This is a genomic window from Streptomyces capitiformicae (genome assembly GCF_002214185.1).
In the GTDB taxonomy this organism is placed as follows: Bacteria; Actinomycetota; Actinomycetes; order Streptomycetales; family Streptomycetaceae; genus Streptomyces; species Streptomyces capitiformicae.
Map to the genome: position 1 here is coordinate 3,746,316 of NZ_CP022161.1, position 23,526 is coordinate 3,769,841.

Consider the following 23,526-nt stretch of genomic DNA (forward strand, 5'->3'; position numbering starts at 1 on the left):
CGCCCCAACAGGCCGGTGGATCAAGGGTTGTGGATTACTTGTTGACGAGGTTGGCCGTGTACTTCACGTTCACGACAACCGTCCGCTGCTCCTTGACGAGCGAACCGGCGCCGGCGGACTTGTAGAGCGGGGTGGCCTTCCAGGTGGTGGTGGCCCAGATGTTGCCGCCGTTGGTCTTGAGGCTGTCCTTCTTCGCCGGTGTGATGGCGAAGGCGCCGTTGAGGTTGGTGACGGAGCTCTTGAGCTTCGGCGACTTGACGCCGCCCTTGACCGTGTAGGACAGAACGGTCTTCTTGGTGATGACCGGCAGGTCGTAGATGCGCTCGGTCGCGGTGAAGGTCAGGGTGATGTGCCGCCCGGCCTTGTCGGTCTTGTTCACGGCCTTGACGTTGGCGACGAAGCGGACGTCCTTGTTGTGGATGGTCTGGCTGGTGCCGCCCCGGGTCACATAGCCGCCGTTCCTGACGTCGAACGCCTTCTGGACCTTCCGGTCCTGCAGGTAGGTGACGAACTTCTGCTGCTTGGCCTTGGGCAGCTTGTCGAACGCCTTGAGCAGCTTGATGGAGGCGGCGGCTTCGTCGTTGTTCTTCAGCCAGTCGCGGTACTTGGCGACGGTGAGCTTGGCCGGCTTGCCCTGCGGCGCGGCGACGGCGGTGCCCTGGGCGGCTACACCGGTGAAGAGGAGGGCGCCGGCGGCGACGCCGAGGACGCCCGCGCGGGTGGCGGTGGCGAGAGTACGCATGGTGAAGGTGCCTTTCCTGGCTGGTCAGCTCTTGGTGAGTACGGCGGTGAACTTGTCGGTGGCGCCGTGGGAACTGGTGGTGGTCTGCCGCTTGGTGAGGGCGCCGCTGCCGGCGCTCTTGTACTTCGGCGTGGCGTACCAGGTGAGGTTCGCGACGACGGTCTTCTTGTTCTTGACGGTGACGGCGCCCTTCGACGCCTCGATGGCGAAGGCGGCGTTGAGGTTGGTGATCGAGCGCTTGAGCTTCGGCTTGCCGGTGATCCGGGGCTGGGGGCGGAAGGACTCGTACACGTAGGAGAGCGTGGTCTTCTGGGTGAGGACCGGGATGTCGTAGATCCGCTCGGTGGCGGTGAAGTTCACCGTGATGGTGTGCACGCCGTGCGAATGGTCGCTGTCGGAGGTCTTGACGTCTCCGATGAAGCGGACGTCCTTGTTGTACGCGACCTCGCTGTGGCCGCCCTTGGCGAGGGCGCCGGTGACCTTGGCGTTGAACTCCTTGGTGACGGCCCGGTTCTGCAGATAGCCGACGAGCTTCTGCTGCTTGGTCCTGGGCAGTTCGTCGAACGCCTTGAGGGTCTTGGCGTCCTTGGTCTTCAGCCAGGCCCGGTAGTCCTTGACCGTGAGCTTGGCCGGCTTGCCCTGCGGCGCGGCCACGGCGGTGCCCTGGGCGGCGACGCCGGTGAGGAGGAGGGCGCCGACGCCTGCGGCCAGGCCCCTCCTGATGGATCTCCATGGGAGAAGGAGCGGCGTCATGGGGGTCCCCCCGCTCGAGCGAAGCCGAGAGTGGGGGAGCGTGCTCTCGGCGTGCCGCGCGGAAGGCCCCGTAGATGGACTGGACGTACTTGGGCTTTCGCCCGGTGCGGCGGTGGGGGCCCCTCCCGTCCATGAGAAGGGGCCTAGGGCGTGTTGCGAAAGTCCCGTCGTCCGCCCGGAGGGCGGGCCGAGCGGCGTCATGGGGTCCCCCCGCTCGAGCGAAGCCGAGAGTGGGGGAGCGTGCTCTCGGCGTGCCGCGCGGAAGGCCCCGTAGATGGACTGGACGGACTTGGGCTTTCGCCCGGTGCGGCGGTGGGGGCCCCTCCCGCTCATGGGGGCCCCTCCCGCTCGAGCGAAGCCGAGAGTGGGGGAGAAGCCGAGAGTGGGGGAGCGTGCCAGGCGTCGGGCGGCAGGCGGGACTTTCGCAACACCCCCTAGGGCGGCGGTGCGGGTGGCGATGGCGAGCGTGCGCATGGTGACGGCGCCTTCCAAGCGGACCGGGGATGCGCAACGAGGCTAGTTTTTCGGCGGGTTGGCGGAAATCGTCTCTTCGGGCAGTGCCCCATGGGCCACTGGACGTCCACCGGTCCGACCCTCGTTGTCAGTGCCGCCCCTTACAGTCACCGGCATGGCGACACTTCCCAACCCGCTGCCCAAGCTGGCGGCCGACCCGAGCGGCCGCGCGCTCGGGCTTGAACTCCCGCTGCCACCGGGGAGGCTGATCGACGCGACCGACGACGGCCCCTGGCACGAGCCGCTGCTGTGGTGCGCCGACGAGCCGGCCGCGCCCGGCGCCTGGACCGCCGTCCAGCCCGCACGCCGCACGGCCGGCCTCCTCCCGGTGCTGCTGGACGTCGGCGGCGGTCAGGGCGGCCCGGAGGAGTGGGAGCTGATGCCCGGGGAGACGTCCTACCCCGGGGATCACGACGCCGAGGAGGTCCTGGCGGAGTTCTGGGACGAGTACGCCACGGACGAGGACGACGACTGGCCCGGCCTCGCCATCGCCCCCGACACCGAGTCGGAAGCCCTCGCCACCGATCCGGACACCCTCGCCGCCGAGATCGCCGACGCCCTCCTGGACGCCCCTGCCCACCTGAAGGACCCGCGCCTCGCCCTGGTCCCCGCGCGCCGCAGCGCCGACATCCCGGCGGCCATCGGCTGGGGCGGGCCCATGAACCACGAGAACGACGTGGCCCGCCTGTGCGCCGTACTCCGTTCCTGGGAGGACCGCTTCGGCATACGCGTCGTCGCCCTCACCTTCGACCAGCTGATCGTCTCGGTGGCGACCCCGCCCACCACCGAGGCCGATGCCGAAGCGGTGGCCGCCGAGCACTTCGCCTTCTGCCCCGACAACATCCACCAGGGCACCGCGGACGGCTCCCTGCGCACCTACGCCCACACCTTGCTGGGCGAACACACGTGGACCTTCTGGTGGGACTGAGCCCGGCCCCGGCCGACGACGCCTCGACCCAAGCCCTGCCTACAGCCCCGCCTACAGCCCCGGCCCCAGCCCCTTCCCCAGCCTCCGCAGCCCCTCCCGAATCTCCTCCGGCGCCTGCGTGACGAAGCAGAGCCGCAGGGTCGCCCGGTCCGGTTCCCCGGCGTAGAAGGGCGCCCCGGGCACGTACGCGACGTCCTGTTCGACCACGCGCGGGAGGAGGGCGGTGGTGTCGTACGAGGAGGGCAGGCGGGCCCAGAGGAACATGCCGCCCTCGGGGCGGTTCCAGGTGGAGCCCTCGGGGAGGGCGTCCGGCAGTCCCGCGAGCATGGCGTCACGTCGCTCGCGGTACGCCGCCGCGACCCGGGCCACGTGCGCGTCGAGGTCGCGGTCGGCCAGGTACCGTGCCGCGGCGAGCTGGTTGACGGTCGGGGTGTGCAGGTCGGCCGCCTGCTTGGCCACCGCGCAGGCGCGGCGGAGCCCGGCGGGGGCGCGCAGCCAGCCCAGCCGCAGACCGGGGGCCATCACCTTGGAGAACGAGCCCAGCAGCGCCGTACGGTCCTCGGCGCCCGGGTGGGCGGCGATCCACGGCAACCGCTCGCCCTCGAAGCGGAGTTCGCCGTACGGGTCGTCCTCGACGATCCACAGCCCGAGCCGGGCCGCGACGGCGGCGACGGCGGCCCGGCGTTCGGTCGGCAGGGTGCGTCCGGTGGGGTTCTGGAAGGTGGGGACGGTGTAGAAGAGCTTGGCCCGGGTCCGCGCGACGAGTTCCTCCAGCGCGTCCGGGTCCACTCCGCCTTCGTCCCCCGGTACGGCCACCACCCGCGCCCCCGCGAGCCGGAACACCTGAAGCGCCGCCAGGTAGCACGGGTCCTCGACCAGCACGACATCGCCCGGGTCGACGAGCGCGGTGGCGAGCAGCGACAGCGCCTGCTGCGACCCGGTGGTGACGAGCACGTCGTCGGCGCCCGTCGGCAGCCCTCGCGCCCGGTACCGCGCGGCGAGCGCCTCCCGCAGCACCGGCTCGCCCTCGGTCGTCGCGTACTGCAGGGCCCGTCCGGCCGACTCGGCGAGGACGTTCCGGTACGCCGCCGCCACCCCTTCGGTGTCGAAGAGCTCCGGCGCGGGCAACCCACCCGCGAAGTTGACGACTTCGGGCCGCGAGGTGACGGCGAGGATATCCCGTACGGGGGAACCTTGGACCGCCGTCACCCGCCCCGCGAAGCCGGGGACGGGCGCGGCGGCGACCGGCGCCGCCGCGCCCCCGCCGCCGCCCACGACCTCCACGCCCCCGACAAACCGCACGTCATCCACGCCTCGCCCAGCATCCACGGCACCCACCCCAAGCTCTCCCGGCACGAACGGACGGCACGCCCCCGCCCCCGCCCATACCATAGATCGATACATGCCCCCTACATCCACCAATTCCGCGATGCGGGCACCGCCCACAACCCCTAGGCTGCCCCGCATGCTGCCCAGCGTGGACACGAACGACGAGTTGCAAGAAGTCGTCAGTGACGAGGCGCTGCTGCGGCCGGCTGCCCAGGAACTCTGCGGTCAGCTCGGTCTCGCAGGCGCGCGGATCGTGCGTTTTCCAGAGGGCTCGTTGCCCGTGTACTCGGTCGGCGACGCCCTCGTACTGAAGCTCTACCCGGCTTTCGAAGCGGCTCAAGCCGTCAGAGAGGCCCACCTGTTGGCCCACCTGTGGGGCCAACTACCCGTTCCCACACCGCGATTGCACGCGGCTGACCAGTACAAGAACGGCTGGCGCTATGTGCTGATGTCCCGGCTTCCCGGCGAGGACCTCAACGAGGCCTGGCCGCGCGCCTCCCGCACGCACCAGGAACGGATCGTCGCGGAGGCGGCCGAGTGCCTCGCCGCTCTGCACGACCTGGACGCCGCCCCGATGGCCGCGCTCGTCGGACCGCCGGACTGGGGCAGGTTCGTGGCCGGACAGCGCTCGGGCGCCGTCGAGCAGCAGGTGGGCGGTGGCCTGTCGGCGCCCTGGCTGGAACAGATCCCGGACTTCCTGCGCTCGGTCCCGCTGCCCGCCCCGCGCCGCCCGGTACTGCTGCACACCGAGTTCATGCGCGAGCACCTCACCGTCGACCCGGACGACGGCTGGAGCCTCACCGGCCTGTTCGACTTCGAACCCGCCATGGTCGGCGACCCCGCGTACGACTTCGTGAGCGTCGGCCTGTTCCTCACCCGCGCCGACCCCCACCTCCTCAAAATCTTCTACGAGGCCTACGGCCAGTCCCCGTTCGCACCCCGTGAACTCATGGCCTACACCTTGCTGCACGTCTACAGCGACCTGAACTGGTACCTACGCACCCTGCCGACACCACCGCGCAAGGACTTCGAGTCACTGGCGGAAACGTGGTTCAGCGTTCCGTGAGGGGCTTTCAGGGGTGCGGGGCTGTGTCGACATGCGGCTCCGCCGCGTGGGCGCGACCAGCCCCCACCGGCCCGCAGCTGCCCCTCTACGCCTTACGCCCCATAGCCACATACACATTGATGTCCGCGTCAGTCACATCATTGATGTCCTGATACCGAACCTTCTCAATATCGTCCAGCCCAGCCCAGGTATGCGGCTCAACCGCCGGAGGCACCGGCGCACCATCCTCGAACCGCCAGTGGTGCGCCGGCACGACACCCGGCTCGTCGATCACCAGCCCGCTCTGCTCGAAGAAGCGGGCGACCTCGTCCTTGGACCGCAGCACGAAGGTGAACCCCCGCTCGGTGTACGTCCTCTGCACCGCACGGATGTTCGCGGGGTTGAGGTCCTCCGTGAGGTGGCTCAGCACCAGCCGGCTCCCGGAGGGCAACGCGTCGACCAGTTCACGTACGACGGGGTAGGCCTGCTCGTCCTCGACGAAGTGCAGGATCGCCACGAGGCACAGTGCGATCGGCTGGTCGAAGTCGAGGGTCTTGGCGGCCTGTTCGAGGATGTGCGCCGGGGTCTTGAGGTCGGCGTCGATGTAGTCGGTGGCGCCCTGGGGCCCACTGGTCAGCAACGCGCGCGCGTGGGCGAGCACCACCGGGTCGTTGTCGACGTACACGACCCGTGCCCCGGGGGCGATGGCCTGGGCGATCTGGTGGACGTTCTCCGCGGTCGGCAGCCCGGTGCCGATGTCGAGGAACTGCCGGATGCCCTCGTCCTGGGTGAGCGTGGTCACCGCGCGGCGCAGGAAGTCGCGGTTGTGCCGTACGTCGAGGTACCCGCGCGAGTTGGCGGCGAGCGCGGCCGCGGCGGCCTCGCGGTCGACGGGGTAGTTGTCCTTGCCGCCGAGGAAGACGTCGTAGACCCGTGCCGGGTGTGCCTTGGTGGTGTCGATCCTCTTCCGCAACTCGGCGGGGTCCTGACTGAGTGCGTCACCGGCCATGAAGCTCTCCCTGGAGAGTCGCGTCGTTAAAGGAGCAACAACCTAACTCCCAGGGCAACTCGATAGTGCCCGGATGCCGTTCCCGGTCTGGCCGGGCGTCCCGTATCGCTCCCTCATGGGACGCCCTTCTCGCAGGTCAGGGCGTGGGACGCGGCTTGGGCGTCCCATCTGTGCCCACTCCTGTGGCGCAGGGGACGGATCGCATCACATGCTGAGGCCGCCGGCCACACCGTCGACGGCCACACATCCAACGCCCCCAAGGAAGGGACCGTCATGCCTGCCCGCGTCGTCTCCCCTCACGTCACCCGTCTCCTCGCCACGGCTCTCGGTCTCGCCCTCGCCGGGCTGTTGACGCTGACGGCGTGCGAGGACGGCCAGGGCGTACGGGACGAGGGCCCGGCGGCGACAGGGCAGGTCGAACGGACGGGTCAGTAGGCCGGGCCGCCCGATGTGGGCGCCGGACCGGAGTCGGCCAACGCCTGAAGCTCCTTCGGGTTGGGACCGTACTTGTTCTGCCCTCGCTCGCCCTCGGTGGCGGCGAAGACGAGCATGACGATGGTGCCGATGCAGGGAATGAACCCGATGAGGACCAACCAGCCGGTGCGCCCGGTGTCGTGCAGCCGCCGAACGGTGACGGCCAGGGAGGGCAGCAGGAACGCGGCGAGGAAGACGTACTCGGGGATCTCCGAGTCGATGGTGCGGCCGAGGGCCCACACCCCGATGTAGATCAGCGTGCTGATCAGCGTGAACATCCAGTACTCCATGCGGCGCGCGCGTCCGCTGAAGACCGCGTACTTCTTGAGCACGACGAAGAACCAGCTCATGGCTTCCCCCGGGGATCGACATCGGCCGTTCCGAGCGGATCAGCCAGGCGCAGAACGTATGTTCATTGATGAGAACTCGTCAATTACTTATCCCTCCGCCCCCTGGTCGCCCAGTGTCGTCCCCTCCTCGACCCACTTCGGGCCACCGAGCGGATACTCGTAGGCCGGGCGCCCGTTGTTGCCACTCGTGCGGAACGGGGTGCCGTTGTCGTCCACCGTCAGCGTGCCGCTCCGGGAGCCGCTGGACCACTTCAGCTCCAGGTGCCAGCTCACGTAGTACGCGGAGGCGTCGGCGGTGATGTAGTAGACCTCCGGGTCGGACTCGCTCACCGAGTACGGGAAGTCCTTGCTCCCCGCGGCGGGTACGACCTCGGGACGCATGGCGTCGAGGGCGACCGTGAAGGACCGCGTCGGTACGCCGGCACCGCACCCGACGCCGGGGTATCCCATGGTGTAGTCGTTCCAGGCGAGCGGCGAACGCCTCTCGATCATCCGGACCTTCAGACTGTCCACCACCACCGTCTCCGCGCCGGTGCCCTGCACGGTGAGCGTCACGTACTGCTGCCCCGACGACACGGCCCCGGCCGCGTCCACCCAGGCGCGCGCGTCCTGCTCCGGCGGCGGCGGCCCCACCTTCCCCGGCGCCCGGTCGATCAGATACCGCTGCGAGCACGGACTCTCCCAGGTGTACGGCTCCACCTTCACCGTCAGCGGCACCCCCACGGCGGAGTCGGCACCGCCCGATCCAGGGCTCCTCGGGGTGGCTTCACCGGAGGCCGACGCACCGGCCTTGGCACCCTTGCCGTCGTCGACCTTGTCCTTGCCCTTCTTGCCGGCGGAAGCGGAGGGCGAGGCACTCGACGGCGACGGCGACTCCGAGGCGCCCTCGTCCGCGCCCCCGGCCCCGGCGGACACGGCCCCCGCACGACGCTCCCGCCCGTTCTCCTCCCCACCGGACGGCAGACTCGTGGCAAGCGTGACGGCCCCGAGCACGGCGGCGACGGCAGCTCCGACGAGGGCGACACGCGTACGACGACGGGACGGCAGCCGGAGCTCGCGCGCCTCGGAGCGGCCGTCCGCGATGACGTCCGCCGGAACCAGCGCTTCCGCCGGGACCGGCCCGTCGCCCGAGTCCACCCCTTCCGTGGACCCCGTATCCGAAGTCGACGCAGCTGCCGTACCGGCCGCCGTACCGACCCCCGGCTCAACGCCCTTACGCCCCCGCGTCGCATCCGCCAGCACCCACCTCCGGTGCAGCTCGACGAGCTCTTCCGGAGCCGCCTTGCACAGGCGGGCGAGCCGCTCCACGGGCGCGTAGTCCGTAGGTACGGCGTCCCCGTTGCAGTACCGGTGCAACGTCGACGTGCTCATGTGGAGCCGCTTGGCGAGCACTCCGTAGCTGAGCCCGGAGCGCTCCTTCAACTCCCGCAGCAGCGCGGCGAAATCGGCCGCCATGCCGTTTTCGGTACCGCTCCCCGACACACTTCCTCCGTCCACCTCGTCCCATTCCCGCGTTCCAGGGCAGGGACGTCTCCCCAGGTCAAAGCCGGTGTGGGCGTTCCAGCGTCCCTGATCTTCCGCCGGGCGTGGCGGATGGGACGGATCACCGCACAAGCTCTTGTCATCCAAGCACGCGGCTCCCGGCAGACCGGTCGAGCGGCGCGGCTTCGACCACGTGTTCTCGGCCTCTTCAACTGGCTTTGTCCGAAAGGGATTCATCATGCGCACGTTCCGCACCGCTCGTACCGCCCGAGTCGCCCGCCCGGCCCGGCTGCTCGCCGCGACCGGAGTCGCCCTCGCAGCCCTCGCCCTCACGGCGTGCGACAACGGAATGGGCACCCGGGACGAGGGTGCGTCGGGCGACTCCACCTCCACCTCGACCTCGCAGAGCACCGGCGGCTCGGGCACGACCACCGGCTCCTCCGGCTCGACCACCGGCGGCTCCACGGCCGACGAGGCCTCCTCCAGGACGCGCACCGGCACCGGGGCCGACAAGACCTCCCCGAACGGCGGGACCGCCGACCCCGCCGACCCCGCCAACCGGGTCACCTGCAACGGCTCCAACACCACGGTCACCGTTCAGCCGGTCTCCCGCCCGCTCAACCACATGCTGATCACCGTCAAGAACACCGGCTCGAAGTTCTGCGACCTCTACTACAACCCCTCGGTCCGGTTCGGCGAGGCGCAGTCGGCGCCGCGCGTGATCGAGGACTCCCAGCCGCAGGCCGTGGTGACCCTCGCCCCCGGCGAGTCCGGCTACGCGGGCGTCCTTCTCTCCTCCGCCGACGGCAGCGGCGGGAACGGCTCGACGGAGAACAAGGTCGTCATCCACTTCCAGGACGGGGAGCCCGGCAGCGACGCCGGCGCCCCCGCGTCCCCCGCCCTTCCGGCCGAGGGCGTGTACGTCGACGACTCCGTGGCCGTCACCTACTGGCGGTCCACCGCGGACGACGCCCTGGCCTACTGAGGCGGCCACAGACACAGGAGCCGACAACTCACCGCCGAGATCGTGGCCAACGGACCTCCACCGATGGCCACGCACCCCCACTCCCACAGAAGGAACCCACCGAGGCCCGCCCGCCATCATGTGTGGGAGCCGGTGCTTCACCTGGCCATCGGAGGCCCGGAGGCCCGGAGGTACGGGGGCAACGCGGCAGCCAGTGGGTTTCCGACCCGAACGAGGTGGCCGTCACCCCCCACGCCATCCACATCCGCGACTCGAAAAGCGCGGAGGGCAACGACGGCCCCGCCTTCATCACCTCATCAGAGGCTTGGTCGGCCTTCACCGCCTACGTGGCCCGCTGACCCGCCAGGTACTCAGCGCACCATCCGCGCAGCCTCAACAGCCCAGTACGTAAGGACGTTCTGCGCCCCGGCCCGCCTGATGCCGGTCAAGGTCTCCAAGATGGCCCGGTCCCGGTCGATCCACCCCTTCTCGGCGGCGGCCTCGACCATCGAGTACTCACCGGAGATCTGGTAGGCGACAACCGGCACATCCACGGAGTCGGCCACGCGCGCGAGGATGTCGAGGTAGGGCCCGGCGGGCTTGACCATCACCATGTCGGCGCCCTCTTCGAGGTCGAGGGCCAACTCCCGCAGTGACTCCCGCACATTCGCCGGATCCTGCTGGTACGTCTTCCGGTCCCCCTTCAGTGACGAGGCGACAGCCTCCCGGAAGGGCCCGTAGAAGGCAGACGCGTACTTGGCGGTGTAGGCGAGAATCGCCACGTCCTCCCGCCCGATCTGGTCGAGCGCATCACGAACGACCCCGATCTGCCCGTCCATCATCCCGCTGGGCCCGACCACATGGGCCCCGGCATCGGCCTGCACCTGGGCCATCTCGGCGTACCGCTCAAGGGTCGCGTCGTTGTCGACGCGCCCTTCGGCATCGAGCACCCCGCAATGCCCATGATCGGTGGTCTCGTCGAGACACAGATCGGACATCACCAACAACTCATCGCCGACCTCGGCCCGCACATCCCGTATCGCGACCTGAAGAATCCCGTCCGGATCCGTCCCCGGCGTCCCCAGGGCGTCCTTCTTGGACTCCTCCGGCACCCCGAACAACATGATCCCGGAGACCCCGGCCTCGACGGCCTCCACCGCGGCCTTCTTCAGACTGTCCCGGGTGTGCTGCACGACCCCGGGCATGGCGGCGATCGGCACCGGCTCATCGACCCCCTCCCGCACGAACGCCGGGAGGATGAAGTCGGCCGGGTGAAGCCGCGTCTCCGCGACCATCCGCCGCATCACGGGCGACGTACGCAGCCGCCTCGGGCGCGTACCGGGGAAGGATCCGTACTTCGACATACGCCTACGCTACGCCCGCGCCGACGCCCCCTTTGCCGACGCGGCGTCGGCGATGCGCGGCGACAAGCGGCGATGCGCGCGGCAGCTTTCACCACTTCGCCTCACCCCACGTGTCCACTCATGCGTAACCTGTGAAGAAGAGCAGCTCATGGGGGACAGCGACCGTAAAAGACCTGGCGGGAAGGCTGACACGCGAGGAAATCCTTGATCCCATGGCTGGTCCACCGGAACTCCGGTAAAGGGGGAGAGCGTTGGGGCGGACGAGCGGTCGGGGCACGGTGCAGGACGGTTCGGCGGAGGACGCGGACGAGCGGCGTCGGCTCTCCACCCTGGACCTCGTGGGTCTCGCCGCCGGCGGCGTGGTCGGTTCGGGGTGGCTGCTGGCCGCCGGCCCCGCCTACGCCGAAGCCGGCGCGGACGCCGTGTGGGCGTGGGTGATCGGTGGGGCGCTGATGCTGCTGATAGCCGCCGTGATGGTCGAACTGGGGATCGCCCTCCCCAAGACGGGCGGGCTGATCTTCCTGCCGTTGCAGGCCGCCGGCCCGCTCGTGGCCACGGTGGTGGCCGCCGCGCTGTGGATCGTGTACGCGGTGAACCCGGCGAGCGAGGCGGTGGCCATGGTCCGCGGGCTGGCGCACTGGGTTCCCGCCCTGCTGGACAAGGAGGGAGACCACTACGTCCTCTCCCCCACGGGCTGGCTGTGCGCTGTCGGCTTCCTGGCGCTGATCATGGGGCTCAACCTGCTGCCGCCGCTTCGGCTGATCAGGCTGAACCTCTTCCTCACCATGGTGAAGGTCCTGATCCCGGTACTGATCATCGTCTGTCTGTTGCGAGCCGGAGCCGACAGCTGCGCTCCGGCCGACGTCTCGTGGTATCTCAGCGAGCAGTCGAGGAACGCCGGAACCAAGCCCGGGGATCTGTCGCCCCTGTACGTCGTGCTGGGCGGCGGCGTCATCTACGCGTACATCGGCTTCCAGGCCCCGCTCGACTTCGCCGGCAACGTCAAACGCCGCGGCGTGGGCGAGGCCGCTCGGCTGCGGTGGGCGGTGTACGGCACCCTCGTCGGCGCGTTCCTGTTGTACACGGCGCTGCAGTGGGTGTTCGTCAGACACTGCGGCAGGCTCGACGCAAGCATGCTCGAATCGCCGTACTCCCATTTCGCCTTCGGCCTGACGCTGTTCTGGCTGGCCTGGCTGGTCCGCCTCGACGCGATCGTGTCCCCGATGGGCTCCGGCATCGTCTTCACACACGCGCTGACCCGGGAGGTCGCCGCCCTGAGCCGCGCCCACCTCACCCACCGGGGACTGCAGACCGCGCGCCGGGCCTCTTTCCGCTTCCGGGGCACCGAGATCGACGCGTACTGGATGATCCTGCTGGTCAACTTCGCCATCGGCCTGGTGGCACTCGTCGTGGTGCAGGGTACGTGGGAGGAACTGGTCGCCCTCAACAGTGTGCCGACGCTGGTGGTGTACACCATGCCGGGCGTCGTCCTGGTGGCGATGAAACAGCTGGGGTTCCGGGGAACGCGCCGGATGGTGCATCTGGCCCTCTCCTACGCCACGTTCGTCGCGATCGCCGTCGTGATCCACGAGGCGAAGTGGGCCGACGTGTGGCGGGGCATGGCCGCCATCGGAATCGGCTCGGCGCTGCTGCTCGGGCTGCCGTGGCTGGCGAGGCTCGACCTGCCTTTGGTGGGGCGCCTGTTGCGCCGCTACGACGCGCGGGACCACGTCTCCCGTTTCGCCGCCCCCGGCGACCCCGCGGTACGGCCGGTGCTGCTGTTCCTCACGCATCTGGGGGTGATCGTGCTGTGCACGTTGCTGCGGCACCTGGACGAGAGGGACGGCGAGGCCGACCTCATGGCCAAGGTGACGCCCGTGGTCGCCGCCCTCTCGGCGGCCATCGTGTTCCCGCTGCTGGTACGGGCCTGCCGCCGCTACATGGAGGCCGTACGGCCCACCCTGCCCGCTCCCCGGGACGAGGCCCGCGTGGAGCCGCCCGTCACCGCAGGGACTTGATGACCCAGTCCGCCGCCTCGCGCCGCCCGGCCGCCCTCAGCTCGGCCACCGCGTCATCCCGGTGCCCCACGTCCGACCAGCGGCCCACGGTGGCCCGCAGGAGCAGCTCCGCGTCCGGCAACGGCAGCTCCAGCACCCGGCCGACGACCTCGACGACATCGGCCGGCGTCACCAACTGCTCGTTCTCCAGCAGTCGTTCGAGCAGTGTCCAGGCCACTTTGTGCAGCCCTGCGCGGTGCAGACGTCCCGCGACATCGGCGACCAGCGCGGCGTCGACCGGCAACTCGTGGGACGGGTCGGAGAGTTCACGGCAGGCGGCACGTACGGCGACCGCGTACCTGGCGTCGTGCAGCGCGCGCAGACACTCCACGAACCAGTCCCGGTTGCCGCCCGGGCCCATGACGTCCATGGCCAGCCGACGGCCCGCCTCGTCCGCGGCCCGGGTCCGGTCCCGGCTGCGCTCGACACGGCCCAGCAGGGTCACCAGATCGGCGCCGGAGCGCCCTTCGATCCGTACGGCGGCGACGTGGCACAGCAGCCGGGAGCACTCGGGGGCGGCACCGTCCAGCCGCAGCCATTCGCCCAGCTGCCTCAGCTCTTCGAGCGAGCGGGGCGAGGCACCGGGGTCGGGTCCCGCCACGATGTCGGCCAGCAGATCCCGGGTGGTACGGGTGAGGGCCGGCTCCTTGTACCAGGACGCCACGAGCACGGCCAGCTCCTGCACGTTGCTGTGTCCTGCCGCGTAGTGCCGCACCAGGGCGCACTTGGCCGGGGCCGCCTCGTCCTTCGCCAGCATCGCGCAGAGCTTCACCACGTGTCGGGGCTTTGTGGTACGGCCGATGTGCTCGGCGAGGGCGTCGTGGCCGGTGCCGCGCCGGGCGATCAGTTTCGCCACCAGTCGCCGGGTCCGTTCCACCTCGGTCGCGTCCGAGGCGTTGAGCCGCTCCTCGACCCAGTGCTCCAGGACCCGCCCGGCCGGGCTGAGGTGCTGGAACGCGCCCGCCAGGTCGGCCATCTCCTCGTCGTCGCCCGCCCCGGCGGCGCCCGGCGGGCTGTCGGCGAGCCCCCGCAGGGTCAGCCCGAGCAGCCGGTCGGCCTCGCGTTCGCAGCCCTCGTCACGGAGCGCGGTGTGCAGCAGCGCCCTGTCGAGGTTGGTGCGGCCGGAGCCTGGGCTCGCGAACACCTGCACGGTGCGCTTCGCGAGCGCCGACTGCCGCCGCTCCAGCACCCGCACGAACACCGCCACATCGAACGCCGTGCGCTGGCAGGCCACGTCGTGCACGATGCTCGCCGTGATCGGGGCACGCTCGCCGCCGGACTCCGCCTCCTGCTGCATCAGGGCCAGCTCGGCCGCCTCCCCGACCGGCCGTGACAGGGCCGCCGTCGCCATCAGCATGACCGCGTCCCGCGGGTCGAAGTGGTGGGCGAGCTCGACCAGTTCCTCGACCGGACGGCGCAGGGCGAAGGCGTGCAGGGCGCGCATGGCCATCGCCTCGCGGTGCTCCTCCCGCATCCTGCTCAGGATCAGCACGAACTGCCGGACCTGCATCTGCGCCACCCAGGCGTACGCCTCGTTGAGCGACTCGGCCAGGTCCAGCTGGAACAAGTGGTCGGTGCGGCGGACACCCTCGGCGCCGCCCGGGCCGTCGATGGCGGTCATCCGCCGCCCAGCATCGCGGGTTCGATCTCACCCCAGTACCTGACGAAGTCGACCGGGTTGATCAGCAGCTCGCCGGCCCTCAGGTCGACACGGCGGGCCAGGTCGCGGCTCTGCTCGTCCCCGGTCTTCAGCCGCACCACCACGCGGCCCGCGAGATCCGGGCGGCTCATCAGATCGCCCAGGTTGCGCTCGCCGTTGAGAAGCAGTTCGCGGACCCATTCGTCCACCGTGGTCGGCGTGCGTGTCCGAGGTCGGCGGCCCTTCGCGTGGTTGGTGAACAGCGCGGTCGCCTCCGAGGCATCGTTCAGCAGCATGCGGGGCGCGTGGTGGACGCCGCACTCCTGCATGCTCTCGTCGATGCCGGCGCGCAGCGCGCCGAGGGTGAGGTCGTCGGAATGGTCCGGCATGCCCTGCCCCAGCACGTTCAGCAGATGGCCGCTGAACGGCGTACAGGTGTCGAGGGGCCCGGGCAGGTTCGCGCAGGCGTCGGCCCACGCGTTGTGGATGTTGCCGCCGACCGCGGTGAGTACGCAGGTGCCCTGGAGGCGGGTGCCGAGGGCTCCCGGCAGGGCGGACTCGGGTCCCAGGTGGGGCAGCATGTTCGAGTAACAGCAGTCCGCGATCAGGACTTTGAGGCCGGCCTTGCTCTTCCTGATCGCCCGGTACACGTACCACGCGGACAGCCAGGTCCAGGGCTCGTTGATCCGGGAGGAGCCGACCGCGAAGTGGACCTGGCCGCCGGGCACGTCCTGCCAGTACGCGCCGTGTCCGACGTACACCACCAGCAGCGTGTCCTGAGGCCCCTCACCCGCCGCGGCCGCCTCGTGGAGGGCACGCATCACACCGTCCGCGGTCCGCGCCCGCCGCGGCTCCAGCACCGTGAACCGGGACGCGTCGCCCCACTGGGGGTCCCGGGCCAGCGCGGCTCCGTACGCACGGGCGCTCGCCTCGATCGTCGGATACCCGTCGATACCGGAGTCGTCGTCGTACGTGCCGACCCCTATCACCAACGCCCGCGATGCCATGCCGGTCAGCTCCCCTCGGGGTCGTCGGAGCGCTGCGGGGGCTCCGGGTCCTGCGTGGGCTGTGGGGGCTCCGGGTCCCGCGCGGGCTGCGGAGCCTGCGGTGGCTGGACGACGATGGTGACGATCGGCGGGTCCAGCCGTCGGCCCCGCCAGTTGTCGACCGCTCGTTGCACGGCGACCTGCACCACGGCCCCGGCGACACCGCCCAGCAGGGCCTCCAGCATGGTGACGGCGAGTTCGCCGCCGAGGGTGCCCTTCTGCCCGGCCGTCTCAAGCCGCCACGCCAGCCCCGTCTCCCGCCCCAACTCCTCCAGGAGATCCTGCGGCTCGTCCAACCCGACCGGTCCCTCGACCTTCACGGAGATCATCGCTGTCATCTCCCGTGCCTCCCCCGCTGCGCTGTGACATACACGTCCACTCTGCCAGCGCGAACACGGTCTCCGCGAGAGCGAACTGACGCACATTTACAGGCTCCGTACGCCCCTGAACGCCGCCCACACAGGTGGCTGAGACTCCTGAAAAGAAGAACGGCGTGAGGTGGTCCGCGAGGACCTCCTCCGCCGTTCTTCCCCTGCCTGCCTGTCGCTCAGCTCAGGTCGTCGACCGCCGCCGACGCGCCCCCGGCCGCCGCTCACTGGGCCGGGTAACCGGATCCCCCGCCTCCACGGCCGCGGCCCGCCGCCGCAAGCCGAAGTCGGCCAGCGCCTCAGCCAGCTTGTGCACGGACGGCTCGGGGGCCATCACATCCACCCGAAGCCCATGCTCCTCGGCGGTCTTGGCGGTAGCCGGACCGATACAAGCGATCACCGTCACGTTGTGCGGCTTCCCGGCAATACCCACCAGATTCCGCACAGTGGAAGACGACGTGAAGAGCACGGCATCGAACCCGCCCCCCTTGATCGCCTCCCGAGTCTCAGCCGGCGGCGGCGAAGCCCGAACCGTCCGATAAGCCGTGACGTCGTCGACCTCCCACCCGAGCTCGATCAGCCCGGCCACCAACGTCTCCGTGGCGATGTCGGCCCGAGGCAGGAACACCCGGTCAATGGGGTCGAACACCGGATCGTAGGGAGGCCAGTCCTCCAGCAACCCCGCCGCGCTCTGCTCCCCGCTGGGCACCAGATCCGGCTTCACGCCGAAGGCGACGAGCGCCTTGGCCGTCTGCTCCCCCACCGCCGCGACCTTGATCCCGGCGAAGGCCCGCGCATCGAGCCCGTACTCCTCGAACTTCTCCCGCACGGCCTTGACCGCGTTCACCGAGGTGAAGGCGATCCACTCGTACCGCCCGGTCACGAGCCCCTTGACGGCCCGTTCCATCTGCTGCGGCGTACGCGGAGGCTCGACGGCGATCGTCGGCACCTCGTGCGGCACGGCGCCGTAGGACCGCAGTTGGTCGGAGAGCGAGGCGGCCTGCTCCTTCGTACGCGGTACGAGAACCCGCCACCCGAACAGGGGCTTGCTCTCGAACCACGACAACTGGTCGCGCTGGGCCGCGGCGGAACGCTCGCCGACCACGGCTATCACCGGCCGCCCGCCCTCCGGCGAGGGCAGCACCTTGGCCTGCTTCAACGTCTGGGCGATGGTGCCCAGCGTCGCGGTCCAGGTCCGCTGCCGGGTCGTCGTACCGGCGACGGTCACGGTCAGCGGCGTATCGGGCTTGCGCCCGGCGGCGACCAGCTCACCGGCCGCCGCGGCCACGGTCTCCAGCGTCGCCGAGACGACGACCGTGCCGTCCGAGGCGCCGACCTCGGTCCAGCACCGGTCGGAGGCGGTACGGGCGTCCACGAACCGGACGTCGGCGCCCTGCGCGTCCCGCAGCGGTACACCGGCGTACGCGGGCACGCCCACCGCGGTCGCCACGCCGGGCACGACCTCGAACGGCACACCCGCGGCGGCGCACGCCAGCATCTCCTCGGTGGCGTACGTGTCGAGCCCGGGGTCCCCGGACACCGCACGCACGACCCGCTTGCCGCCCCGCGCGGCCTCCATGACAAGATGTGCCGCATCCCGCACAGCGGGTGCACCAACGGTCGTTGACGCGCCGTCAACAACCGTCAGCTGAGGCGTGCCCGTGCCCGAAAACGTGTCCGCGACGGACACCGCGTTGGGGGACGGGGACGGCGGCGGGCTCGAATCGGTGTCGAGCAGGGCGACGCCGGAGCGGGCATGCACACGTACGACGTCGAGCACGTCGTGCTCGGCGACGAGAACGTCCGCGTTCGCCAGCGCCTCGACGGCGCGCAGTGTCAGCAGTCCCGGATCCCCGGGTCCGGCACCGAGGAAGGTGACGTGCCCGTGTTCCGGACCGGCGGGAAGGGTGGTGGGGCTCAATGTGCTCGCTCCCCCATCAGACCGGCCGCGCCCTTAGCGAGCATCTCGGCGGCGAGTTCACGGCCGAGCGCCATTGCTTGGTCGTACGTCTCGGGCACGGGACCGGTGGTGGACAGCTGCACCAGCGTCGAGCCGTCGGTCGTGCCGACGACGCCGCGCAGGCGCATCTCCTTGACAGTCTGCCCGTCGGCCAGAAGGTCGGCGAACGCACCTACAGGTGCGCTGCAACCGGCCTCCAGGGCGGCGAGCAGGGACCGCTCGGCGGTCACGGCGGCCCGAGTGTACGGGTCGTCGAGCCCGGCGAGCGCGGCGATCAGCTCCGCGTTGTCGGCGGCGCATTCGATCGCCAGTGCCCCCTGGCCGGGGGCGGGCAAAACGGTGTCGACCGAAAGGAAGTCGGTCACTTCATCAATGCGCCCGATCCGGTTCAGTCCGGCGGCGGCCAGAACGACGGCGTCCAGCTCACCCTTCCGCACATACCCGATCCGGGTGTCCACGTTGCCGCGGATCGGCACGGTCTCGATGGTCAGCCCGTGGTTGCGGGCGTACGCGTTCAGCTGCGCCATCCGCCGAGGCGAACCGGTACCGACGCGGGCGCCCTCCGGCAGCTGCTCGAAGGCGAGGCCGTCCCGGGCGACCAGTACGTCCCGCGCGTCCTCCCGCACCGGCACGGCGGCCAGCACCAGGTCGGCGGGCTGTGTGGTGGGCAGGTCCTTGAGCGAGTGCACGGCGAAGTCGACCTCGCCGCTCAGCAGCGCGTCGCGCAGCGCGGTGACGAACACACCCGTGCCGCCGATCTGCGCCAGGTGCTCGCGGGAGACATCGCCGTACGTCGTGATCTCCACGAGTTCGACGGGTCGTCCGGTCAGGCCGCGCACGGCGTCCGCCACCTGCCCGGACTGGGCCATGGCGAGTTTGCTGCGCCTCGTCCCGAGCCTCAGTGCCCTCTGTTGCGGCTCACTCATGATCGCCCTCGGTTCTCGGCGTCGTTCTCGGTGGTCTTGCTGTCCTCGGCCCGGGACACGGCAGCGACCGTCTCCTGGTCCAGGTCGAACAGGGTCCGCAGCGCGTCCGCGTACCCGGCGCCGCCGGGCTCGGCCGCGAGTTGCTTGACCCGTACGGTCGGCGCGTGCAGCAGCTTGTCGACGACGCGCCGCACGGTCTGGGTGATCTCGCCGCGGTGCTTGTCGTCGAGCCCCGGCAGCCGGCCCTCCAGGCGGGCGATCTCGCTCGCGACGACCTCGGCGGCCATGGCCCGCAGCGCCACGACGGTCGGTGTGATGTGCGCGGCCCGCTGAGCGGCGCCGAACGCGGCGACCTCGTCCGAAACGATCCGCCGCACCATGTCCACGTCGGCGGCCATCGGAGCGTCCGCCGAGGCCTCGGCGAGCGACTCGATGTCGACCAGCCGTACGCCCGCCAGCCGGTGCGCGGCCGCGTCGATGTCCCGGGGCATCGCCAGGTCCAGCAGCGCCAGCACGGGCGCGGGCCGGGGCACCTCGACGACCGGCTCGGGCCTGCGCAGCTCGGTGATCCGTCCGGTGCGGGCCACCGTCGCGGCGAGCGCGGTGATCAGCTCGGCGTCGGCGGCGGGGGTCCGTCGCCGGTCCCGGATGTCGACCGTGGCGTTGTCGACCCAGGCCGCGTGCTGCTCCAGCGTCGCCGCGTCCATCCCGGCCACCGCGGCCTCCCCGAGCACGGAGAAGCCACCGCCCTGCACGGCTCCGGCGGAGAGGTCGAGCGGACAGTTCTCGTCGGTGCCGACAGACGTGGGGGGCAGCACGGGCCGTATATGCGTACGGGTCTCCGGTGCGCCGGGCGTGCCCTCGGGCACCCGGCCCTCGACCGCCGCCGCGACCACGTCGGCGGTGAGGACCAGACCCGTGGCGCCCGTGCACGAGACGACGACATCGGCACGGGTCAGCTCGGCCGGCACCGACTCCATCGGCACCGCGCGGGCCAGCACGTCCGTTTCGCCCGACTCGGTAAGACGTTGTCCATATTGCTCTCCGAGCAGGAGAGCGAGCCGCTCGGCACGGTCGTACGTCCGGTTGGCGATCACGATCTCGGCGACGCCCGCCCGCGCGAGCGTGGCGGCGGCCAGCGACGACATCGACCCGGCGCCGATGACGACGGCCCGCTTGCCCGCGGCCCAGCTCTCGACGTCCGCGCCGGCGGTGAACTGCTCCAGACCGAAGGTCACCAACGACTGCCCGGCCCGGTCGATTCCGGTCTCGGAGTGCGCCCGCTTACCGACCCTCAGGCCCTGCTGGAACAGGTCGTTCAGCAGCCGCCCGGCGGTGTGCGTCTCCTGCGCGCCGGCCAGCGAGTTCTTGATCTGTCCGAGGATCTGCCCCTCGCCGACGACCATGGAGTCGAGCCCACAGGCCACGGAGAACAGATGGTGGACGGCCCGGTCCTCGTAGTGCACGTACAGGTAGGGCGTCAGCTCGTCGAGCCCCACCCCGCTGTGCTGGGCGAGCAGCGTGGACAGCTCGGCGACGCCCGCGTGGAACTTGTCCACGTCCGCGTAGAGCTCGATGCGGTTGCAGGTGGCGAGCACGGCGGCCTCGGCGGCCGGCTCGGCGGCGACCGTGTCCTGAAGCAACTTGATCTGCGCGTCCGGGGACAGCGCGGCCCGCTCCAGCACACTCACCGGAGCACTGCGGTGGCTCAGCCCGACGACCAGGAGACTCATGCCGGCATCACGGCGGGGACATCCCCGTCCGGTCCTTTCCCTGCCTCCTTGGGAGCCAGCGGCACGGCCCCGGTCTCACCCGCGGCCTCCTCACCGGCCTTGCGCTGCTCGTGGAAGGCGAGGATCTGCAGCTCGATCGAGAGATCCACCTTGCGTACGTCGACACCGTCCGGCACGGAGAGAACGGTGGGCGCGAAGTTCAGGATGGACGTGACACCCGCGGCGACGAGCCGGTCACAGACCGGCTGCGCGGCACCGGCGGGAGTGGCGATCACACCGATCGACACCCCGTTGTCCTCGACGATCTTCTCCAGGTCGTCCGAGTGCTGGACCGGCATCCCCGCGACCGGCTTCCCCGCCATCGCCGGATCGGCGTCGATCAGCGCCGCGACCCGGAATCCACGGGACGCGAACCCGCCGTAGTTGGCCAGCGCCGCGCCGAGGTTACCGATACCGACGATCACGACCGGCCAGTCCTGGGTCAGCCCCAGCTCACGCGAGATCTGGTAGACGAGATACTCGACGTCGTAGCCGACCCCCCGCGTCCCGTAGGAACCCAGGTACGAGAAGTCCTTGCGCAGCTTCGCGGAGTTGACCCCGGCCGCGGCCGCCAGTTCCTCGGATGAAACGGTGGGTACCGAGCGCTCCGACAACGCGGTCAGGGCACGGAGGTACAGCGGAAGCCTGGCGACGGTGGCCTCGGGAATCCCTCGGCTACGGGTCGCCGGTCGGTGAGTTCGGCCAGTTGCCACGGTGCTCCTGCGGGTAGAGCGGGGCTGCGGGCGGTCATGCGTCCCCAGACCGCCCCGTCGACAGCAGGCTATGTCTTTGTGAACGCGTGCACAAAGATGGTGTCCGATTTGCCCGGCCAACGTGACCGGGGTCACGCACACGCGACGCACGCGCACGGAACCGGCACACGCGTGCCTTCGTTCCTCACCAGACGCCTTGCTAGACGGGGGCAAAACAGCACACTCTCCTCACGACATCCCGCCCCCGAGACCAACCAGCCCATCGATCCTAAGCGACTTTTGGGACCACTTGGACTGGTCGGTCAGGTCACATCTGGGTCATGACTGTGCGACGACCGTGCGACAGAGATACGACACGAATACGCCAGAGCTTCGCTCGAGCTGTGTCGGAGCCACGCCAGGGCCACGCCAGGGCTACGTCAGGGCTTTGCGAAGACGGTCCTCGTTCACGCGCCAGAAGGTGTGCTGCGCGCCGTCCACCAGCACCACCGGGATCTGCTCCCAGTACTGCCGGTGCAGTTCCTCGTCCTGGGTGATGTCCTTCTTCTCCCAGGGCACCCCGAGCTCACCGCACACCTTCTCGATCACCACCTGCGCGTCATCGCACAGATGACACCCCGGCTTCCCGATCAACGTGACGAGCCGCTCACGAGGACTCCTCGACGCCCTCGACGCCCGCCGAAACATGGCACTCATGCCGGCCATTGTCGCCCACCTGTCACCCACCCGTTCCGCACGCGGACGCGCCGGTTGGATCACTTCTTTAACGACACGGTCGTGGAGAGTTCACAGCCTGCAAACCTCTCGACTCCGGAAGTACCGAACAGACTGGCTATGCTCACGACATGGCCGCTCTCGGATGGCTCACTCCCCGTAGGCGCTCCGCCACGGCGCGGAGCGTTTTGGCAGGCGAGGCCTCGGCGGAGGCAGCGCGCAAGTCCTCCCAGGAGTTGGAGGACGTCGCCCCCGCGCCCGACACCGCTGCCCAGGAACCGGAGTTCCCGGTCCTCGGCGACGACAAGGCCGCGGCGTTCTTCGACCTCGACAACACCGTCATGCAGGGCGCCTCCCTGTTCCACTTCGGCCGGGGCCTGTACAAGCGGAAGTTCTTCGAGACGCGCGACCTCGCCCGATTCGCCTGGCAGCAGGCCTGGTTCAGGCTGGCGGGGTCCGAGGACCCCGAGCACATGCAGGACGCCCAGAACTCCGCGCTCTCCATCGTCAAGGGCCACCGCGTCGCCGAACTGACGATCATCGGCGAGGAGATCTACGACGAGTACATGGCCGAGCGCATCTGGCCGGGCACCCGGGCCCTCGCCCAGGCCCACCTGGACGCCGGCCAGAAGGTCTGGCTGGTCACCGCGGCCCCCGTCGAGATCGCCCAGGTGATCGCCCGCCGCCTGGGCCTGACCGGCGCCCTGGGGACGGTGGCCGAGTCCGTCGACGGCGTCTACACCGGCAAGCTGGTCGGCGAGCCCCTCCACGGCCCCGCGAAGGCGGAGGCGGTGCGCGCCCTGGCCGCGGCGGAGAGCCTGGACCTCTCCCGCTGCGCCGCGTACAGCGACTCCCACAACGACATCCCCATGCTCTCCCTCGTCGGGCACCCGTACGCCATCAACCCCGACACCAAACTCCGCAAGCACGCCCGAGAGATGGACTGGCGGCTCCGCGACTACCGCACCGCCCGCAAGGCCGCCAAGGTAGGCCTCCCCGCGGCAGCAGGCGTAGGCGCGGTGGCCGGCGGCACAGTAGCGGCGATCGCGTTGCACCGCCGCCGCCGCTGACTCTTTCAGGGGCGGCGGGGCTGTGACATATGCGGCCCCGCCACGGGGCGCGACCAGCCACAATCAACCCGCACCCGCCAACGAACCCCCACCCCCGAGCCATCAGGCGCGGGGGATTCCGGCTGTCATACCCCAGCTCACCCCCCGCCAGACCACTCCGTCCGCGCCTCGGCCACAACACGCCCCGGACCCAGACGGAACGTGAACCCAATCGATCAACAACCGATCACTCAGCGGCACTTGGACAGCCGTCAATCGGTAACAGAAGCGACGTAATCGATGATTTGAGCAACTGGGTGTAGCAGTGC

22 protein-coding genes are annotated in these 23,526 nt (G+C 70.3%); 7 read left to right on the forward strand and 15 right to left on the reverse strand.

Features of this window, described 5'->3' with window-relative positions:
* Positions 1-34 precede the first annotated feature (34 nt).
* Complete coding sequence (locus CES90_RS16665) at positions 35-742, reverse strand: hypothetical protein (protein WP_189783371.1); 708 nt, start codon at positions 740-742, stop codon at positions 35-37.
* A gap of 24 nt (positions 743-766) precedes the next feature.
* On the reverse strand, positions 767-1,495 hold the full coding sequence (locus CES90_RS16670) for a hypothetical protein (protein ID WP_189783372.1): 729 nt from the start codon (positions 1,493-1,495) through the stop codon (positions 767-769).
* Between the two features lie 628 nt (positions 1,496-2,123).
* Here CES90_RS16670 and CES90_RS16675 point away from each other — a divergent pair.
* Positions 2,124-2,936: a DUF4253 domain-containing protein gene (locus CES90_RS16675; protein ID WP_189783373.1), complete on the forward strand. Its 813-nt coding sequence runs from the start codon at positions 2,124-2,126 to the stop codon at positions 2,934-2,936.
* A 51-nt stretch (positions 2,937-2,987) separates the two neighbouring features.
* On the opposite strand, the gene CES90_RS16680 is transcribed toward CES90_RS16675, so the two are convergent.
* Positions 2,988-4,274 carry an aminotransferase-like domain-containing protein gene (locus CES90_RS16680; RefSeq protein ID WP_229913861.1) on the reverse strand — a complete coding sequence of 429 codons (1,287 nt, stop codon included), beginning with the start codon at positions 4,272-4,274 and terminating at the stop codon, positions 2,988-2,990.
* Between the two features lie 127 nt (positions 4,275-4,401).
* Here CES90_RS16680 and CES90_RS16685 point away from each other — a divergent pair, with 127 nt between their 5' ends.
* Positions 4,402-5,331 carry a phosphotransferase family protein gene (locus CES90_RS16685; RefSeq protein WP_189783374.1) on the forward strand — a complete coding sequence of 310 codons (930 nt, stop codon included), beginning with the start codon at positions 4,402-4,404 and terminating at the stop codon, positions 5,329-5,331.
* Positions 5,332-5,416: 85 nt separating this feature from the next.
* Here the strand turns inward: CES90_RS16685 and CES90_RS16690 are convergent, their stop codons facing one another.
* On the reverse strand, positions 5,417-6,319 hold the full coding sequence (locus tag CES90_RS16690; protein WP_189783375.1) for an SAM-dependent methyltransferase: 903 nt from the start codon (positions 6,317-6,319) through the stop codon (positions 5,417-5,419).
* Between the two features lie 273 nt (positions 6,320-6,592).
* Here CES90_RS16690 and CES90_RS16695 point away from each other — a divergent pair, with 273 nt between their 5' ends.
* Positions 6,593-6,754, forward strand: a complete 162-nt coding sequence (locus CES90_RS16695) for a hypothetical protein (RefSeq protein WP_189783376.1) — start codon at positions 6,593-6,595, stop codon at positions 6,752-6,754.
* On the opposite strand, the gene CES90_RS16700 is transcribed toward CES90_RS16695, so the two are convergent.
* Complete coding sequence (locus tag CES90_RS16700) at positions 6,748-7,143, reverse strand: DUF805 domain-containing protein (protein WP_189783377.1); 396 nt, start codon at positions 7,141-7,143, stop codon at positions 6,748-6,750. The two genes, CES90_RS16695 and CES90_RS16700, sit on opposite strands and share 7 nt — an antisense overlap.
* Positions 7,144-7,230: 87 nt before the next feature.
* Positions 7,231-8,598, reverse strand: coding sequence for a helix-turn-helix domain-containing protein (locus CES90_RS16705; protein ID WP_189783378.1), 1,368 nt, complete (start codon positions 8,596-8,598; stop codon positions 7,231-7,233).
* A 265-nt stretch (positions 8,599-8,863) separates the two neighbouring features.
* Here CES90_RS16705 and CES90_RS16710 point away from each other — a divergent pair, with 265 nt between their 5' ends.
* Together CES90_RS16710 and CES90_RS49590 are read left to right on the forward strand one after the other, a co-directional pair.
* Entirely contained in the window at positions 8,864-9,610 is a 747-nt protein-coding gene (locus CES90_RS16710; protein ID WP_189783379.1) for a DUF4232 domain-containing protein, read from the forward strand.
* Positions 9,611-9,825: 215 nt separating this feature from the next.
* The gene (locus tag CES90_RS49590) at positions 9,826-9,948 is read left to right on the forward strand and encodes a DUF397 domain-containing protein (protein ID WP_229913856.1); all 123 of its coding nucleotides are present in this window, start codon (positions 9,826-9,828) and stop codon (positions 9,946-9,948) included.
* A 12-nt stretch (positions 9,949-9,960) separates the two neighbouring features.
* Here CES90_RS49590 and hemB read toward each other — a convergent pair whose 3' ends face one another.
* A complete protein-coding gene (hemB, locus tag CES90_RS16720) occupies positions 9,961-10,953 on the reverse strand; it encodes a porphobilinogen synthase (RefSeq protein ID WP_189783381.1) in 993 nt (330 codons plus the stop codon).
* Positions 10,954-11,204: 251 nt separating this feature from the next.
* On the opposite strand from hemB, the gene CES90_RS16725 reads away from it, so the two are divergent.
* Complete coding sequence (locus tag CES90_RS16725) at positions 11,205-12,971, forward strand: APC family permease (RefSeq protein ID WP_189783382.1); 1,767 nt, start codon at positions 11,205-11,207, stop codon at positions 12,969-12,971.
* Here the strand turns inward: CES90_RS16725 and CES90_RS16730 are convergent.
* From CES90_RS16730 to CES90_RS16765, 8 genes are all read right to left on the reverse strand, one after another.
* Complete coding sequence (locus tag CES90_RS16730) at positions 12,955-14,631, reverse strand: hypothetical protein (protein ID WP_189783383.1); 1,677 nt, start codon at positions 14,629-14,631, stop codon at positions 12,955-12,957. The two genes, CES90_RS16725 and CES90_RS16730, sit on opposite strands and share 17 nt — an antisense overlap.
* Complete coding sequence (locus tag CES90_RS16735; RefSeq protein ID WP_189783384.1) at positions 14,628-15,656, reverse strand: hypothetical protein; 1,029 nt, start codon at positions 15,654-15,656, stop codon at positions 14,628-14,630. Before CES90_RS16735 ends, CES90_RS16730 begins: the two co-directional genes overlap by 4 nt.
* Before the next feature lie 5 nt (positions 15,657-15,661).
* Positions 15,662-16,033 carry a hypothetical protein gene (locus CES90_RS16740; RefSeq protein WP_189783385.1) on the reverse strand — a complete coding sequence of 124 codons (372 nt, stop codon included), beginning with the start codon at positions 16,031-16,033 and terminating at the stop codon, positions 15,662-15,664.
* A 214-nt stretch (positions 16,034-16,247) separates the two neighbouring features.
* Positions 16,248-17,984, reverse strand: a complete 1,737-nt coding sequence (locus CES90_RS16745; protein ID WP_189783386.1) for a bifunctional uroporphyrinogen-III C-methyltransferase/uroporphyrinogen-III synthase — start codon at positions 17,982-17,984, stop codon at positions 16,248-16,250.
* Positions 17,981-18,949, reverse strand: a complete 969-nt coding sequence (hemC, locus tag CES90_RS16750; protein WP_189783387.1) for a hydroxymethylbilane synthase — start codon at positions 18,947-18,949, stop codon at positions 17,981-17,983. Before hemC ends, CES90_RS16745 begins: the two co-directional genes overlap by 4 nt.
* Entirely contained in the window at positions 18,946-20,682 is a 1,737-nt protein-coding gene (locus CES90_RS16755) for a glutamyl-tRNA reductase (protein ID WP_189783388.1), read from the reverse strand. Before CES90_RS16755 ends, hemC begins: the two co-directional genes overlap by 4 nt.
* Positions 20,679-21,434, reverse strand: a complete 756-nt coding sequence (locus CES90_RS16760) for a redox-sensing transcriptional repressor Rex (protein WP_189783389.1) — start codon at positions 21,432-21,434, stop codon at positions 20,679-20,681. The genes CES90_RS16755 and CES90_RS16760 overlap by 4 nt, the downstream gene beginning before the upstream one ends.
* A 414-nt stretch (positions 21,435-21,848) precedes the next feature.
* The gene (locus CES90_RS16765) at positions 21,849-22,139 is read right to left on the reverse strand and encodes a glutaredoxin family protein (protein ID WP_189783390.1); all 291 of its coding nucleotides are present in this window, start codon (positions 22,137-22,139) and stop codon (positions 21,849-21,851) included.
* A gap of 140 nt (positions 22,140-22,279) precedes the next feature.
* Here CES90_RS16765 and CES90_RS16770 point away from each other — a divergent pair, with 140 nt between their 5' ends.
* Positions 22,280-23,218: an HAD family hydrolase gene (locus CES90_RS16770; RefSeq protein ID WP_189783391.1), complete on the forward strand. Its 939-nt coding sequence runs from the start codon at positions 22,280-22,282 to the stop codon at positions 23,216-23,218.
* The last annotated feature ends 308 nt before the right edge of the window (positions 23,219-23,526 follow it).

Coding starts and splice junctions, on each gene's coding strand:
- CES90_RS16665 (WP_189783371.1), bottom strand. CDS start 742: ATGCGTACTCTCGCCACCGCCACCCGCGCGGGCGTCCTCGGCGTCGCC.
- CES90_RS16670 (WP_189783372.1), bottom strand. CDS start 1,495: ATGACGCCGCTCCTTCTCCCATGGAGATCCATCAGGAGGGGCCTGGCC.
- CES90_RS16675 (WP_189783373.1), top strand. CDS start 2,124: ATGGCGACACTTCCCAACCCGCTGCCCAAGCTGGCGGCCGACCCGAGC.
- CES90_RS16685 (WP_189783374.1), top strand. CDS start 4,402: ATGCTGCCCAGCGTGGACACGAACGACGAGTTGCAAGAAGTCGTCAGT.
- CES90_RS16690 (WP_189783375.1), bottom strand. CDS start 6,319: ATGGCCGGTGACGCACTCAGTCAGGACCCCGCCGAGTTGCGGAAGAGG.
- CES90_RS16695 (WP_189783376.1), top strand. CDS start 6,593: ATGCCTGCCCGCGTCGTCTCCCCTCACGTCACCCGTCTCCTCGCCACG.
- CES90_RS16700 (WP_189783377.1), bottom strand. CDS start 7,143: ATGAGCTGGTTCTTCGTCGTGCTCAAGAAGTACGCGGTCTTCAGCGGA.
- CES90_RS16705 (WP_189783378.1), bottom strand. CDS start 8,598: ATGGCGGCCGATTTCGCCGCGCTGCTGCGGGAGTTGAAGGAGCGCTCC.
- CES90_RS16710 (WP_189783379.1), top strand. CDS start 8,864: ATGCGCACGTTCCGCACCGCTCGTACCGCCCGAGTCGCCCGCCCGGCC.
- hemB (WP_189783381.1), bottom strand. CDS start 10,953: ATGTCGAAGTACGGATCCTTCCCCGGTACGCGCCCGAGGCGGCTGCGT.
- CES90_RS16730 (WP_189783383.1), bottom strand. CDS start 14,631: ATGACCGCCATCGACGGCCCGGGCGGCGCCGAGGGTGTCCGCCGCACC.
- CES90_RS16735 (WP_189783384.1), bottom strand. CDS start 15,656: ATGGCATCGCGGGCGTTGGTGATAGGGGTCGGCACGTACGACGACGAC.
- CES90_RS16740 (WP_189783385.1), bottom strand. CDS start 16,033: ATGACAGCGATGATCTCCGTGAAGGTCGAGGGACCGGTCGGGTTGGAC.
- hemC (WP_189783387.1), bottom strand. CDS start 18,949: ATGAGTGAGCCGCAACAGAGGGCACTGAGGCTCGGGACGAGGCGCAGC.
- CES90_RS16755 (WP_189783388.1), bottom strand. CDS start 20,682: ATGAGTCTCCTGGTCGTCGGGCTGAGCCACCGCAGTGCTCCGGTGAGT.
- CES90_RS16765 (WP_189783390.1), bottom strand. CDS start 22,139: ATGGCCGGCATGAGTGCCATGTTTCGGCGGGCGTCGAGGGCGTCGAGG.
- CES90_RS16770 (WP_189783391.1), top strand. CDS start 22,280: ATGGCCGCTCTCGGATGGCTCACTCCCCGTAGGCGCTCCGCCACGGCG.